A 15,865-nucleotide genomic window follows, 5' to 3' on the forward strand; every position below is an offset into this window, starting at 1 on the left:
CTTCTGCAAGCGTAGACATTCCAGCAAAAGCCTGACGGATTTCACAGTCGACACGTGTTGTAGGACGATTCGCTGGCAACGGTTTGACTCACGCGCCAAGCTGAACGAAGCTTGCCGCTCTGCTCAAGTTCGAAGCTTTCGGAAACCCCGCATGACTCAGTCCCGCCGCAACCTGCTGATCGGCCTAGGCCTCGTACTGATCCTCGGCGTCGTCTGGCTGTCATGGCGCAGCAGCACACCGACCATCCCCGATGCTATCAAACATGGCTACAGCGAAGCGCTGAACGCCGCGCGCACTGGTGAACCCGGAGCGGCGCGCCAGTTGTACCAGCAATTGGGCCGCCCGGACATCTCGGTCAAACGCCGGGTCTGGCTGCACGGCGAGCTGCCCAACTACCCCAGCCCGCAGGCCTTGAAACTGGCTGACATCGACCTGCATCACGAAGCACCGCAAGTGCGCGTCGCAGCGATCAAAAGCATCGTCGGTCTGGTGCCCGGCGGGCAACGCAGTCTGCTGCTCGGACCGTTGCTCGATGATGAAGAACAAACTGTCCGTTTTGCCGCGATCAACGCCCTGCTCGGCCTGGCCCCGGACGAGCTCGGTCTGTATTTCGCACCGCTACAGCAGGCCATCGACGGCTGGCAACAGACCTTGGAAAGCCAGCCGGAAAGCGCCGCCAACTACGCGCAACTGGCCCGTCTCTATATCCACAACGCCGAATACAAACAGGCCCAACAGTCGTTGGACAATACCTTGCGTCTGGAACCGGGCAACCTGCCAGCGCTGGTCATGCAGATCGATGTGCTCGACCGCCAGGGCCAGAGCGATGCCGCTCGCCAGTTGCTCGCACGTCAACTCAAGGCGCAGCCTGCTTCCGCCTATCTGCAACATGCCCTCGGCCTGTGGCTGCTGCACCACGGCCAGCGCGAATACGCCCTGCTCGGCCTGTCCAAAGCGGTAGAACTGGAGCCGGACAACAAGGATTATCGCTACGACCTCGCCACCACTCTGCACAGCGCGGAAGAACTGGAAGCGGCGCAAAAACAGCTGCAGGAAATCGTCCAGCGCCACCCCGCCGACCGCAAGGCGCGGGTGTTGCTGATCAACTACTGGAAGGAAAGCGGCCAACTGCAGAATGTGCAGATCCTGTTGGCGCAACTGGAGCAGCTGAATCCGGACGACCCGGCCCTGCAACAAGGTCTTTAATCCAGTCAGGGCGGACTCAATTGGCCGCCCGTCCAAGAAAAAGCGGAACCGTGAACACGCCGTGAGGTCAAGTTACTCAGGCGGCTCACTCTAGCCAGCCGCCGGATTACCCTAGTCATAAGAGGGCGTTTTTTGACTACATCAAACGAGTTGATCAGTGCAAAGGCCGCCGTCGGCATTGTAGGCCTGGATGACATCCTTGCCGGTGGCTTGTCTCGCGGCCATGTGTTTTTGCTCGAGGGGGAACCCGGGACCGGCAAAACCACCGTGGCGTTGCATTTCCTGCGCGCCGGTGCGCTGGCCGGGGAACGCTGCCTGTACATCACTCTCTCGGAAACCGAGAAAGAACTGCGTCAAGGTGCGCTCTCCCACGGTTGGGAGCTGAACGAAAACATCAAGATCTTCGAGCTGACACCGCCCGAAAGCCTGCTCAATGCCGAACACCAGCAAAGTCTGCTGTATTCCTCGGACCTTGAACTGGGTGAGGCGACCAGGCAGATTTTCGAAGTGGTCGAACGTTTCAAACCGACTCGCGTTGTGCTCGACAGTCTCTCGGAGATCCGTCTGCTGGCGCAGAGCTCGTTGCGCTATCGTCGGCAGATTCTGGCGATCAAGCATTACTTCGTGCGCTACGACGCCACCGTCCTGCTGCTCGACGACCTGACCACCGAGTCCCTCGACAAGACCGTGCACAGTGTCGCCCACGGCGTGATTCGTCTTGAAGAGCTGACACCGAGCTACGGCGCTGAGCGTCGGCGCGTTCGAGTGGTCAAGTATCGCGGGCAGAAATACCGTGGCGGTTTCCACGACTTCACCATCATGGGCGACGGCGTCCATGTTTTTCCACGCTTGGTAGCGGCGGAACATCGCGGCGACTACCCACGTCTGCAGCTGTCCAGCGGCATCCCGCAAATGGACGCCCTGCTCGGCGGCGGCATCGAGACCGGCTCAAGCACGCTGATTCTCGGCCCGGCCGGTACCGGTAAATCGCTGATCTCAATGATCTTCGCCGCCGCAGCGGTGGCTCGAGGCGAAAAAGCCGCGCTGTTCATTTTCGATGAAGAGCTGGGCCTGCTGTTCGAACGCATGCGTCATCTCGGTATCGACCTCAAAGCCTTGCAGGCCACCGGTAATCTGCTGATCGAACAAGTAGACGCCGCCGAATTGTCTCCCGGTGAGTTGTCCCATCGCGTGCGGCGTTGCGTCGATGAGCTGGGTATCAAAACCGTGGTAATCGACAGCATCAACGGCTATCAAGCGGCGATGCCGGAAGAAAACGCGCTGGTGCTGCACATGCACGAGCTGTTGCTGTACCTGAACCGCAAAGGCGCGGCGACTTTCATGACGGTCGCCCAGCACGGCCTGGTGGGCGATATGCAGGCGCCGGTCGATATCACTTACCTGGCCGACACGGTGATTCTGTTGCGCTACTTCGAAGCCCTCGGCAAAGTCCGCCGGGCGATCTCGATTATCAAGAAACGTACCGGCAACCACGAGTCGACCATCCGTGAATACCGGATTTCCTCGCGTGGCATGACCATCGGCCAACCGCTGGAATCCTTCCAGGGCGTGCTGCGTGGCGTGCCGACCTACATGGGAGCGAGCAATCCATTGCTTGAGGATGAAAGCTTGTGACGGTCAACACGCCGTTGGCCGAGCGGGTGCTGGTGCTGGCGCCCATGGGTCGTGACAGCCAGATCGCGTTGATGATTCTCAACGAAGCCGGTTACGGCGGCATGGTGGCGCCGAATCTCGGCGCTCTGTGCACCGAACTGGAGGTCGGCGCCGGATTGCTGCTGATTGCTGCTGAGGCGTTGCGCGGACCGGAACTGGAAGGGCTTATCGCCTACCTTGACCAGCAGCCCGCCTGGTCGGACATGCCCATCGTGCTGCTGACTCATCATGGCGGCGATGAACAAGGGCCGCCGTCGCGCCTGAGCACCCTGCTCGGCAACGTGACTTTTCTTGAGCGCCCCTTCCATCCCGCGACGCTGGTCAGTCTGGTCTCCGCCGCCCTGCGTGGGCGGCGACGACAATATGAAGCGCGCGATCGGCTGATCGACCTGAGCGAAAGCGAACGACGTCTGCAATCAACTCTGGAAACCCTCGAACAACAGGTTGAAGAGCGCACCGCACAACTTCGCCACAACGAAGAAGCGCTGCGCCAATCGCAGAAAATGGAAGCGGTCGGCCAACTTACTGGCGGCATTGCTCACGACTTCAACAATATGCTCACAGGCATCATCGGTAGCCTGGAACTGCTGCGCCGGCGTCTGGCCCGGGGCCGCACCGAAGACCTCGACAGTCTGATCGATCTAGGCGTGACCTCCGCCAACCGCGCCGCCGGCCTGACTCACCGCTTGTTGGCGTTCTCGCGCCGGCAATCCCTCGACCCGAAAGCCGTGCAGATGAACACGCTGGTGCTGTCGATGGGCGAGCTGCTGCAACGCAGCCTCAATGAAAGCATTCATCTGGAAATGCGCCTGGACGACAACCTCTGGGTTGCCGAGGCCGATCCCAATCAACTCGAGAGCGCCCTGCTCAACCTGGTCATCAATGCCCGCGATGCGATGCCCGAGGGCGGCAAACTGGTGGTGGAAACCAGCAATCAGGTGCTGCATAGCGACTTCACCGCCGCTTACAGCAATCTGGAGCCGGGCGATTACGTGATGCTCAGCGTCACTGACAACGGTAGCGGCATGCCGCAGAGTGTGGTCAGCCGTGCGTTCGATCCGTTTTTTACCACCAAGCCGATCGGCCAGGGCACCGGCCTCGGACTGTCGATGATCTATGGTTTCAGCAAGCAGTCGCGTGGGCATGTGTCGATCGACAGTGAAATCGATGAAGGCACCACGGTAAAACTCTATCTGCCGCGTTTCCGGGGTGAGGAAGTAGAAATTCCCGTCTCGGATTCGCAGCAGGCTCCGTATGCGATGGATGGCGAAACCGTACTCATCGTTGAAGACGACCCTGCGGTGCGCGTATTGGTCAGCGCCGTGCTCAGTGAGCTGGGTTACGCGTTCGTCGAGGCCGGTGATGCCGACGGCGCCATGCCGATTCTCAATTCGACGCAACGTATTGATTTGCTCATCAGTGACGTTGGTCTGCCGGGGATGAACGGTCGTCAACTGGCGGAGGTTGGTCGGCAATATCGCCCAGGTCTGAAAGTGTTGTTCATCACCGGCTATGCCGAGCACGCTGCGGTGCGCGGAGGCTTCCTCGACTCGGGGATGCAGATGATCACCAAGCCATTCACCTTTGATCTGCTCACCGCAAAGGTGCGCGAGATGATCAATAGCTGAATCGATAGGAGCTGCCGACGGCAGCTCCTACATATCAGGCCAGCAATTCCTGAATCTTTTCCTGCAACACATCCAGATCAAACGGTTTTTCCAGAATCGGTGCGCTGTTGGTAATCGGGCTGCCGGTCTCACGGATTTCCTGCGGATAGCCGCTGATGAAAATCACTTTGAGGTCCGGTCGCAATTTCACCGCCGGATCGGCAATCTGCACGCCGGAGATCCCGCCCGGCAGGCGGAAATCGGTAATCAGTATGTCGAGATGAGGTTTGCTGGCGAGGATCTCGAAAGCCTGCTCGCCATTTTCCGCTTGCAACACGCGATAGCCCTGCCCCGACAGGTAATCCGTCAGGACCATCAAGATAACCGGTTCGTCTTCGACGACGAGTACTACATCTTGCGCATCTACGCTCATGGGAAGCCTTTGTTCGGTCAATAGCTGCTGATACGACCGTGTGGTCACTCAGAGGTTGCGTCGGATATGCCGTTTTCCTGGATTGGCAGACAAACGCGAAACAGGGCGCCCTCGTTGATTTCACTCTCGACGACGATGGAGCCGCCATGGGCGGCGACGATCTGCTCGGAAATGAACAGACCCAGCCCGAGCCCGGCCACCACCGTCTTGGCGGACACCCGTTCGAACTGCTGAAAAATACGCTTCTGGTTCTCGGCGCTGATGCCGATGCCGTGGTCTTGTACCTCGACCCGGGCCTCGTCATCTTCGCGATAGACGCGCACCTGAATCGGGCTGCGACCACCGTAACGCAAGGCATTGGTCAGCAGATTGGACACCACTTGCTCGATGCGGAACTCGTCCCAGCAACCTTCTACCGGCGCCGATGCCTCGAAGGAAACGCTGGTTTCTGCCGCTTCCATTTGCGAGGCAAAATTCTGCAGGAGATTGCTGACCAGTTGCACCAGATCGAAACGACTCGGTCGGATCGACAGTTTGCCGGTGCGGATTCGCGAGACATCGAGCATGTCTTCGATCAGGCGAATCAGGCTTTTGATCTGTCGCTCATCGCGGTCGACCATCGCTTGCATCTTGTCGAGGGTGAACGCTGAGGCGTTGTCTCGCGCCAGATGCATTTTACGCAACTGGGTTTCGAGAATCAGGCCATTGAGCGGTGTACGCACCTCGTGGGCAACGATGGACATGAAGTCATCACGCATGCGCACCGCTTGTTCCAGCTCCAGCTGGGTGCTTTGCAGCTGTTGCAGCAGCGCTTCCTGCTCACGCCGGGCCTGCTCCAACGCCTCGACCTGCTGCTTCATCGCCTTGCTCTGGCGATACAGATCGACGAAAACGTTGACCTTGCTCTTCACCGCATGGATATCCAGCGGCTTGTGCAGGAAGTCCACCGCACCGCTTTCATAGCCTTTGAACGCGTAGTTGAGTTCTCGGCCGGCAGCGCTGACAAAGATGATCGGAATGTTCTTGGTCTTCTCTGTACCGCGCATCAGCTCGGCGAGTTCGAAGCCGTTCATGCCGGGCATCTGCACGTCGAGAATGGCCATGGCGAATTCGTGCTGCAGCAACAGCGACAGTGCTTCGTCCGCCGACAGAGCCTTGTAGACCGTGCGATCCTCGCGCTTGATCAGCGCTTCCAGCGCCAGCAGGTTTTCTGGCAGATCGTCAACGATCAACAGTTTGGCTTGGATATTACTCAGCATGCGATTCGTTCCAGCTCGACTAGCAGACGGCCGATGCCGTGAATGGGTAGGACATGATCCGGCTGCAGAACGTTCAGTGCAGCCTGGGGCATGGTGGCAACTTGTGCATCCTCGGGGTCTTGAACAATGGTCAGGCCGGCGCAACGCTTGACGTAAGCGAGCCCGCGCGCGCCATCGTGATTGGCGCCGGTCAGCAGGACGGCGGCGAGTGTCTCGCCGTAAACGTCAGCGGCGGATTCAAACAGGTAATCAATAGACGGCCGCGAATGATGTACGCGGTCCTCCAGGCTCAGTGACAAGCTGCGATCCGCTTCGACCGACAAGTGATAACCGGGCGTGGCGAAATACACCGTGCCGGCTTCAATGTCCTGCTTGTCTTCAGCTTCCTTGACCGGCATCACCACACGGCGGGAGAACACTTCGGCCAGATGACTGCGGCGTTCTTCCGGCAGATGCAAAACGATGATGATCGGCAGCACATAGCCTTTGCGCAATGGCCCGAGCAGGGTCAGCAGCGCCTCGACACCGCCTGCGGAGGCGCCGATCACGACAGCCTCGATGCGAGGCAGGCTCGGGGTGTCGTTCATGATTTGCGGTAGATCCGTTCTTGTTTGACCAACGCCTCGAACTGATTCGAATAGTTGGAAAAATCCAGGGTTTCCTTGCTGCCCAACACCAGAAAGCCGCGATGCGACAGTGATTCATGGAACAGCCCGAATGCCCGGTCCTGCAGCTTCTTGTTGAAGTAGATCAGCACATTGCGGCAGGAAATCAACTGGGTTTCGGAGAACACGCTATCGGTGGCCAGGCTGTGGTCGGCGAATGTCACGTTCTCGCACAGGCTCTTGTCGAAAATCGCGTAGCCATAGGCTGCGGTGTAGTAATCGGCAAACGAACGCTGGCCGCCGGCCTGCTGGTAATTGGCGGTATAGGCGCGGACGTTTTCCATGGAGAAAATCCCTTGCTTGGCCTTCTCCAGCGAGCGCGGGTTGATGTCGGTGGCGTAGATGATCGTGCGGTCGAGCAGGCCTTCTTCGCGCAGCAGAATCGCCATCGAATAGACCTCCTCGCCCGTGCTGCAGCCGGCAATCCAGATCTTCAGCGACGGATAGGTGCGCAGCAGCGGCACCACTTCGTTGCGGATCGCCAGGAAGTGCGAAGGATCACGGAACATCTCGCTGACCGGGATCGTCAGCAGTTGCAGCAGCTGCATGAACGCCGTCGGGTCGTGCAGGACTTTCTCTTGCAGGGCCGAGATGGTCGCGCACTCGAACTGACTCAGCGCGTGCTGCACCCGGCGCTTGATCGAAGCGCCGGAGTAGTCGCGAAAGTCATAGCTGTACTTCAGGTAAATCGCCTCGATCAACAAGCGTAATTCGATTTCGCTGTTGCGCTCGGCTGAACTGCTGCGTTCCACTAGATGCGTTCCATTTTCGGTAACCACACACGTATCAGCGAGAACAGACGATCAAGGTCGATGGGCTTGGCCAGGTAATCGTTGGCGCCCGCTTGCAGGCAGCGCTCCTGATCGTCCTTCATGGCCTTGGCCGTTACCGCGATGATTGGCAACTTGCGCCAGCGCGGATCCTTGCGGATTTCCATGGTGGCTTCGAAGCCATCCATTTCCGGCATCATCACGTCCATCAGCACCAGATCGATGTCCTCGACTTCATGAAGTTTCTCAATCGCTTCGCGGCCATTACGGCCGATCACCACGACTGCGCCTTTGTGTTCCAGTGCACTGGTCAGGGCGAAGATGTTGCGCACATCGTCGTCCACCAGCAGCACTTTACGACCTTCAAAGACCTTGTCGCGGCTGCGCGCGGTCTTGAGCATCTTCTGCCGTTCATGGGACAGCTGCGATTCGACTTTGTGCAGAAAGAGTGTGACCTCGTCGAGCAACCGCTCCGGGGAGCGCGCGCCCTTGATGATGATCGAGCGTGAATACTTGCGCAGCTCGGCCTCTTCATCGCGGGTCAGGTTGCGGCCGGTGTAGACAATGACCGGCGGGAACGAGCAGATGTCCTCGGTGGACATGCGCTTGAGCAAATCGTTGCCGAGCATGTCCGGCAGCTTGAGGTCGATGACCATGCAGTCGTAGATGGTCGTGCGCAGCAATTCCAGGGCGTCCTGGGCCAGGCCGACTGCAGTGATTTCAATGTCTTCGTCGCCAATCAGCCGCGCGATGCTTTCGCGTTGCAGATCGTCGTCTTCGACCAGCAGCACGCGTTTGACCTTCTGCGTCAGCTTGGCCTCGAGACGGGCGAACACATCCTTGAGCTCTTCGCGGGTGGTCGGCTTCACTGCGTAGCCGATCGCGCCCATGTGCATGGCGGCTTCGACGCGGTCTTCCACGGAAATCACGTGCACCGGAATGTGCCGGGTTTCGGCGCGTTCTTTCAAGCGTTGCAGCACGGTCAGACCGGAATGATCCGGCAGGCGCATGTCGAGCAGGATCGCATCCGGCACGAATTCGCGCGCCAGGTCGTAACCTTCGTCAGCGCCGTGGGCGACCAGACACATGTAACCCAACTCATGGGCCAGGTCATAGAGGATACGGGCGAAGTTCGGTTCATCCTCCACCACCAGAATGCAGCGGGTGGCGAACGGCGCCTTGTCGCGATCGTCGGCGAAGCGCGGGATGACAGCCGGAATCGCTGACGCCAGCGGTGCCGCAACGGCCACTGGTGTAGCCACCGCAGGCGCGGTATGAAAAGTCAGCGGCGCGGCCGGCGTTTCGCCGAATTCGCGATACTGACGCGGCAACACCAGGGTGAACGTGCTGCCCTGCCCCGGTACGCTGTCGACGCTGATCGAGCCGCCCAGCAACGTTGCCAGATCCCGCGAGATCGACAGGCCGAGGCCGGTACCGCCGTACTTGCGGTTGGTGGTGCCATCCGCCTGACGGAACGCTTCGAAGATACTTTCCTGCTGATCCGCAGCGATACCAATCCCGGAATCCCTGACGCTGAAAGCGATGTGATCATTCGGCTGCGCGGTGATGCTCAGGCTGACGGCGCCGTGCTCGGTGAACTTGATCGCGTTGGACAGCAGGTTCTTGATCACCTGCTCCAGCCGCTGCCGGTCGGTGAACAGTAAGCCGGGAGCGTCCGGCTGGACCTCGACAGTGAAAGCAAGGTGCTTGTCGGCAGCAAGCGGTTCGAACATCGAGCGCAAGCCATCGACCAGACGATCGACGCGGGTGTTTTCGGCAATCACTTCAAGCTTGCCGGCCTCGACCTTGGAAATGTCGAGGATGTCGTTGATCAGGTTGAGCAGATCGTTGCCGGCCGAATAGATCGATTCGGCAAACTTGACCTGTTCCGCCGACAGATTCTGCTGCGGGTTTTCCGCCAGCAGCTTGGCCAGGATCAGCGAACTATTGAGCGGCGTGCGCAGTTCGTGGGACATGTTGGCGAGGAATTCGGACTTGTACTTGCTCGAGCGTTGCAGCTCTTCGGCACGCTCTTCGAGTTGAATCTGCGCCTGATTCAGCTCGGTGTTTTTCTTGTCCATCGCATCGCGCTGTTCGGCGAGCTGCTCGTTGGTCTGCTCCAGCTCCACTTGCTGGGTTTCCAGATGCGCCTGGGATTCCTTGAGAATCCGCGACTGTTCTTCCAGCTCTTCGTTGGCAGTCTTCAGCTCTTCCTGCTGCACTTGCAGCTCTTCATTGAGCTGCTGGGTTTCGGCGAGCACTTCCTGCAAGCGTTGACGGTAGCGCGCCGCCTCGATCGAGGTGCCGATGTTGCCGGCAATCAGCTCCAGCAATTCGATGTCGCGCTCGGACAGCGGACGCAGGAAGCCCAACTCGATTACGCCGTTGACGCGGTCGTCATCGCTGGTCGGCACCACCAGCACGCTGTGCGGCAGGCCTGCGCCGAGGCCGGAGCTGACTTTGAAATAGTCGCCAGGGACCGCGTCGAGACGGATCAGGCGTGCTTGTTCTGCGACTTGGCCGACGATGCCTTCACCGCTGTAAATCGTCTGGTTCAGCTCTTCCTGCTCGCGGGAGAAACCATAAGTCGCCACGCGCTTGAGGCCGCCATGTTCTTCACGCACATAAAGCGCAGCGACGGCAGTGCCAAGGTATTGCGCGCAGAATTGCAGAATGTTGCGCCCCAGCAGGTTCAGCGTCAGTTGCCCCAGCACCTGCTCGGCCAATTGTGTCTGGCCGTTGCGCAGCCACGCCTGCTTCTCCAGGCGTTCGGCGCTGGCCTGTTGCGCCGCGAGGTTGGCGCTGTAATTGGTCGACAGATTGACCAGGTCACGGCGGCCGATGTAGGCCAGCAAACCGCTGATACCAACGATGAAAATCAGATAAAGGGTGATGCTCCAGATGGTGGTGCGACGCACATCCTCGTTGCGCGTGGCGCGCAGCACTTGCTCGGTTTCGATGACGTCTTCGAACTGCTTGCGAATTTCGTCGGTCAGCCGCTTGCCCCGCCCGGCCTTGACCGCACCGCGATAATCGCCGCTGCTGCGCTGCAGGTCGATCATCGATTGCGCGTAGTTGGCCCATTCCACCTGCAACGCTTGCAGGCGACGCAAGCGGTCGGTCTGCACCGGATTATCGGCGGTCAGCTCCAGCAACGTATTGAGAGCGACGTCGATACGCGGCTTGGCAACTTCGTACGGGTCGAGAAAGTGCTCGTCACCGCTAAGCAGATAGCCGCGCATGCCGGTTTCGAGATCGACAGTGAGTTTCACCGCCTCATTGGCGTTATTGATCACCCGGTCGGTATGCTCGACCCACTGGATGACGGACAGCAAATAGGTGATCAGTGAGACGAAAAACACCGCACTGAGCACGCCGACGCCCAGCGGCAGGCTGACGTTGCGACTCAGAAGTTTGCGGAACCGTTGTTCATCAACCGAGGACGGAGAGGACATGGGGCAGCCTTGTCGAACTGTTGAAAACCCGAGAGTTTGCCCCAAAACCCCGCCATGGATCCATTTTTCTCACACAAATGATGGCATTTTCCTACGCACACCTGCGCATTGGACGACGCCAACGGTTATCCTTGCCGCACCACACTGACCTGTTCTTTTTTGTATCAGCTCGGGAACTTGTGGCTATGCGCCACTTACTCATGCAAGAGTCCGGCAAAATTCGCTTGCCCGGTATCCCCCGATTTCATTTTTCTGAGAGTCCTGCCATGTCTGCCACTCCATCCACTATCCTGGTCGTAGAAGACGACTCCATCGTGCGCATGCTTATCGTCGATGTGCTGGAGGAGCTGGAATACACGGTATTGGAGGCTGATGACGGCAACGCGGCACTCGAAATCCTTGCGGATCCTGGCAAAGCCATCGATTTGATGATGACCGACTACGGCCTGCCTGGCATGAATGGCCGCGAACTATCTCAAAAGGCCCGTCAGCTGCGCCCTGCTCTGCCCATCCTGTTCGCCAGCGGTTATGCCGAGAGTCTCGAAGTACCCGATGGCATGCATGTCATCGGCAAGCCCTTCTCCATCGATCAATTGCGCGACAAAGTTAAAGGCATTCTGAAATAAACGTGATAAATGTCCGTCGCAGATGCAACTTGTCACATCCGAAAATAATCAGCAACTAACTAACACTGCCATTGCTTAACCTGCCAGCTCTATCCTGAATAATTTTTGGCCGCGTTAATAAATAACGAAATACAGCCAGGGAACTTTCGATACTCATTCAGGATAGAGCCCATGCAGTTCATTTCTTCCGACGTGCCTGCCGCCGTCGATTGCTCCGCTTCCGACAAACAGGAACGCGCGCTTATTGTTCAGTCACTTGCCGAAGCCCTTAAGGCAACTGAGTTTGAAGTCTCGGCCGACAGTTACTCGGCAAGCGCCTCGCTGCCGGTCGCCACTGTATTTAATGTGCAAGATCGCTTCATACCCCGGGTCATCGGCAGCAGTTTTGACGAACACTGTGAACCAGCACGCAATGCCTTGAAAAATTTAATTGCAACCCCGGAGTTTGCGCAACTGTTACGCAACCATTCTTTTTCAGCTGATATTCAACTAGCAGTGGATACCGACGCCGGAGTTCTCGTTGTTTATGACTCAGAGTTCGAATCCCATCGTTTCAGCATTGCACTGGATAATGCTGAAGTTTCGGTGTTTTCCGAAGAACTCGATATGCTCGCCGATTTGGCGAAGAACATCGGCGGCGTCGTTTATTCCGGCCAAGTGATTGGCATAGTGCAATGGTTGAAGTTCAACGGTTACGACTTGCCGACGAACATTGCCGAAACCCGGGCACTGATTGAATGGCTGGCCTTCGAACTGCCCGAGCCACCCGCCTTGGGCGACTACCACGAATTGCTCCACGCCGATGAGTCATCACCGTTTCATCTATCGATAGCGGACCGCAAAGTCATAACCCAGACAGTGCATGAGCTGACCCAAGGTGCGACAAGCCTGTTGCAGGTACTGGCGTTCGCCAACTTCAACCTGATTCCGGCACAGGACATACGCGACAACGCGGACAAGTTCCTGCACAACTTCCTGAGGCGAAAAACCGCTCGCGCCCTGGGAGAAACCCTGCATGCACGCCTTGGCTGGCATCTGGAAGCCAATAACGCGGACGTGCGCGAACGCCAGGTCAATGAGTTAGTCATCGCTGCGCTGATCATCGACATGCAATTGCGCTCCGATCAGCCTCTTGTCGCCGGCTATGACTTCTATCAACCGGCGAATTCCACACTCAGCGCTGCCGAAGTACGCGTCCTGTTCGAACAGCATCTGGTTGATCTGGGCCTGAGCGAAGCGCACAACGCGCCACTGGCAGCGCATCTATTGATCGCGGGCGCAGCACCGGAGTTGCTGATCGACCAGATCCCGCCCGGGCTCACGCTGGACAAGCCAGGCTGGGTAACTGCACGCCAGAGCGCTGCCGTGGTCGAGCACGCCGCACCTGGCAGCTCGCGTGCAATGACGTTTGCACAACTCAAGGCGTTTTCCGAGCTGACCCCGGTTTCCGGTGAGCTCGACAAGTTGTACGAAGCGGCGGCGATCCCGGCGGTGGTGGACTGGGCGGTACTCAACGGAGTCATCCCTTACCGCAGCGACAAAGACTACGACAAGACCACGGTGATCAAGGCCAGCGCGTATTTCTCGCGTTACATGGAGGCTCTGGCCCAGTCTGAAACAGGCTTGTCCACCGCGCCACCGGACCGGCGCAAAATCGCTTTGCGTGCGCTGGAGCAAGTGATGCCCGCCGGCGCCTATCTCGAACAGCCGGCCTTCGAAATAAAGTACCTGGACAGTTTCGGCGAACGTAGCTGGCTCGAAGGGTTGAAGGCTGCGCATCCGGCGGGAATTCTCACCGAGTTCTGGAATTTCCTCGCCAGCGCCACTGACAACAACCAATACGCGATCAACGGCCTGTTGCGCCTACGCCTGTCGATTCTCGATCTGTATCTTTCCGGCGATCTGGTTGAAGACGGGCAACTTTCGGACAAATTCAAGACCCGCGACAACTTCCACCCCCCGGCCGATGCCTTCACCCGCCTGGCCGAACTGCAATCGCCGTCGCAACTGTTTGACCAGGCGTTTGATCGTTACTACCGGAACGTGCGCGAGGGTCTATCGTCCCTGATCAAAATGGCGATCACGCAGATGCCAGAGCATGATCGTCAGGCCTTGACCAGCGGCCAAATGACCTTCTACACCGTCAGGAAGGAAGTCAATCCACTGAATACGCAGCAAGAAACGCAAATCCAGCGAGATGAGGCCAATGGGCGTTACGGGATCATTCTTTGCTGCGACAACGGTGATCGGCTGCGCGCTTACGAACTGTTCACGCTGCGCGGCGTCTGCTACGAGCGTCCGGATCTGGCGCTCAAGCTGCAAGACACCGGCCTCATTCATCAACGGCCGACCCTTTCATACACTGGCAGCAAGTACGATTTTCAGGACAAGAACAAAGCCAGCGAGTGGCCCCTCGATTACGCCGCCTACCGCGAAGGCAGCGAACCACGCCAGGGCATGACTTCAAAAGTAGTGGTGGAGAAGCTCTGGCAGTTGCAACTGCAAGAGACTGATGTGCGCGCGGTTCCGCTGTTCTTTTCTGCGCAACTGGATGAGACCGCCCAATGCGTACTGGACAACCATCCTGTCGCCCGCCGCGAAGAGTTGTATGCCGCACTGGATGTGCGCAACGGCCTGGAAGAATGGCGCGACACCAGGGAGATCGTCGAGAACCTGGCAATCAACGTCATCGTGCCGTTCAAACAGTGCATTGAAGACATTCGTTCCGGACGCACCGACCGTGTCGCCGAAGGCATTGGTGGCTGCATTCTGGATGGCCTGTCGGTCATCGGCCTGCTGGTCGGTCTTGGCGCGTCGGCAGCGAGCATCATCGCCAAGACCGGGTCGACCACCCTAAAACTGCTGAAAGTCGCCAAAGCCGTGGCCCGAGCGGCCGTGTCGCTGATCAACCCGCTCGACGGTTTGCCCGCCCTCGCCCGCAAAGGTTTTCGTCTGGTCAAACGCGGCGTGGTCTTTGCCGGTGAAACCGCGCTCGACACCGCGCACACCGCCAGCGTGCAATTGAAAAGGTTGATCCATGGTGTCGAGAGTCGGGACTGGCTCAGGCTCTCCCACACCGGCGATGTGCGTCAGGCGACCTGGCGAGGCGCCGACGCGCTTGGCGAGGCGATCGACATCGCAGTGCTGGAACGCAACCAGGACTGGCACGCGCTGAGCATCCGCACCGGCGGTGCCTGGGGCCCGCGCCTGAAACTGCTCGACCTGGGTAACTTCGCCCCGTTGAAGCGCCTGTTCGGCCGCTTCAAGCCATTCAGTTACACCCGCGGTTATCTGAAAAAAGCCATTCCCCGCGCCCGGACCAAGCTGGACAACTCCATCAACGCGCTGTCGCAACTGTCTTCCAACGACGACATTCGCGCGGTGCTCAAGCATGTGTTCGGTAACGATTCCGATGAAGTGGCACAGCACGTGTCGAAACATCTCAGCGCGATGCGCAAGGATCTCGAGTCGATCAGTTTCAGCAATGTGACGTTCCGCCCGCATCAACCCGGCGTGATCGCCTCGCTTTCGCCACCGGCCTATAAGCGTTGGCAGACAGCGCTGCGCACAGGCGAAAAAATCGATGAGTCCGCAGGCCGGTTTCTGTCGATCTACCCGGACAATCTCGATGAGTTTTACAAGTTGTCGCGTTACGACGACGGCAGCGTCGCCGACGTGCTGATTCACGAAATGTCCCACGGTGGCCCGGACACCCTCGACCTGTACTACGGCAAGGTCTACCCGGAGTTGCATCAGGCGGAGTTCGATGCGGTCGGACTGCTGGAGCTGGCTCGGGACGCGCGCAAGGCGCATCCGGACAACCTGATCAATCCACATCACGCTCTGGCGCACCGACCGGGATTCGTCGAGTTCAACCAGGTAAAAACCAGTCTGCCGAAACTGGTCCAGGACCATCCGGCGCTGGCCAACGCTGAGTCATACATGCTTGCGGTATCGCTGCTCGATCAAGCACAAACGCGTCCGGCCATATTGAGCTTCAATGTGAAGACCATCGACGATGCCGTGCGCAACACCGCTGCAGGCAAGTTTCTACAAGGGCCGCTGCTGCTCAACCTCGCCAAACCGGTCATTTAAACGCTGAAACGGCTGGTCGGTGGACAGGGTGCATTTCAATCACTTCGCTGTGGTTTAATTGCGCCCTTTTTCTT

The 15,865-nt window shown here is 58.6% G+C and carries 10 protein-coding genes; 5 read left to right on the forward strand and 5 right to left on the reverse strand.

Annotation, left to right across the window (positions count from 1 at the left end; genetic code table 11):
• Positions 1 to 151: 151 nt before the first annotated feature.
• The 3 genes from CKW30_RS04590 to CKW30_RS04600 all read left to right on the forward strand — a co-directional run bounded on the left by CKW30_RS04590 (position 152) and on the right by CKW30_RS04600 (position 4,509).
• Positions 152 to 1,207 (forward strand): tetratricopeptide repeat protein, encoded by a 1,056-nt coding sequence (locus CKW30_RS04590; RefSeq protein WP_095180103.1) that lies wholly within the window; start codon positions 152 to 154, stop codon positions 1,205 to 1,207.
• A gap of 132 nt (positions 1,208 to 1,339) precedes the next feature.
• Positions 1,340 to 2,842 (forward strand): ATPase domain-containing protein, encoded by a 1,503-nt coding sequence (locus CKW30_RS04595; protein WP_095180104.1) that lies wholly within the window; start codon positions 1,340 to 1,342, stop codon positions 2,840 to 2,842.
• On the forward strand, positions 2,839 to 4,509 hold the full coding sequence (locus CKW30_RS04600; protein WP_095180105.1) for an ATP-binding protein: 1,671 nt from the start codon (positions 2,839 to 2,841) through the stop codon (positions 4,507 to 4,509). Before CKW30_RS04595 ends, CKW30_RS04600 begins: the two co-directional genes overlap by 4 nt.
• 34 nt (positions 4,510 to 4,543) lie before the next feature.
• Here CKW30_RS04600 and CKW30_RS04605 read toward each other — a convergent pair whose 3' ends face one another.
• Genes CKW30_RS04605 through CKW30_RS04625 form a run of 5 tightly spaced genes read right to left on the reverse strand, consistent with a single transcriptional unit; the run spans position 4,544 to position 11,070 of the window.
• Entirely contained in the window at positions 4,544 to 4,921 is a 378-nt protein-coding gene (locus CKW30_RS04605; RefSeq protein WP_056789776.1) for a response regulator, read from the reverse strand.
• A gap of 44 nt (positions 4,922 to 4,965) precedes the next feature.
• A complete protein-coding gene (locus CKW30_RS04610) occupies positions 4,966 to 6,180 on the reverse strand; it encodes a hybrid sensor histidine kinase/response regulator (protein ID WP_041480260.1) in 1,215 nt (404 codons plus the stop codon).
• The gene (locus CKW30_RS04615) at positions 6,174 to 6,767 is read right to left on the reverse strand and encodes a chemotaxis protein CheB (RefSeq protein ID WP_095180106.1); all 594 of its coding nucleotides are present in this window, start codon (positions 6,765 to 6,767) and stop codon (positions 6,174 to 6,176) included. Before CKW30_RS04615 ends, CKW30_RS04610 begins: the two co-directional genes overlap by 7 nt.
• The gene (locus CKW30_RS04620; RefSeq protein WP_016774863.1) at positions 6,764 to 7,597 is read right to left on the reverse strand and encodes a protein-glutamate O-methyltransferase CheR; all 834 of its coding nucleotides are present in this window, start codon (positions 7,595 to 7,597) and stop codon (positions 6,764 to 6,766) included. The genes CKW30_RS04615 and CKW30_RS04620 overlap by 4 nt, the downstream gene beginning before the upstream one ends.
• Positions 7,597 to 11,070 (reverse strand): response regulator, encoded by a 3,474-nt coding sequence (locus CKW30_RS04625; RefSeq protein WP_095180107.1) that lies wholly within the window; start codon positions 11,068 to 11,070, stop codon positions 7,597 to 7,599. Before CKW30_RS04625 ends, CKW30_RS04620 begins: the two co-directional genes overlap by 1 nt.
• Before the next feature lie 266 nt (positions 11,071 to 11,336).
• Between CKW30_RS04625 and CKW30_RS04630 the strand changes: the two genes are divergently transcribed.
• Positions 11,337 to 11,696, forward strand: coding sequence for a response regulator (locus CKW30_RS04630; protein ID WP_095180108.1), 360 nt, complete (start codon positions 11,337 to 11,339; stop codon positions 11,694 to 11,696).
• 171 nt (positions 11,697 to 11,867) lie between these two features.
• Positions 11,868 to 15,791 carry a hypothetical protein gene (locus CKW30_RS04635; RefSeq protein WP_095180109.1) on the forward strand — a complete coding sequence of 1,308 codons (3,924 nt, stop codon included), beginning with the start codon at positions 11,868 to 11,870 and terminating at the stop codon, positions 15,789 to 15,791.
• Positions 15,792 to 15,865: the final 74 nt, after the last annotated feature.

The organism is Pseudomonas sp. Irchel 3F6, from assembly GCF_900187595.1.
GTDB lineage: Bacteria > Pseudomonadota > Gammaproteobacteria > Pseudomonadales > Pseudomonadaceae > Aquipseudomonas > Aquipseudomonas siliginis.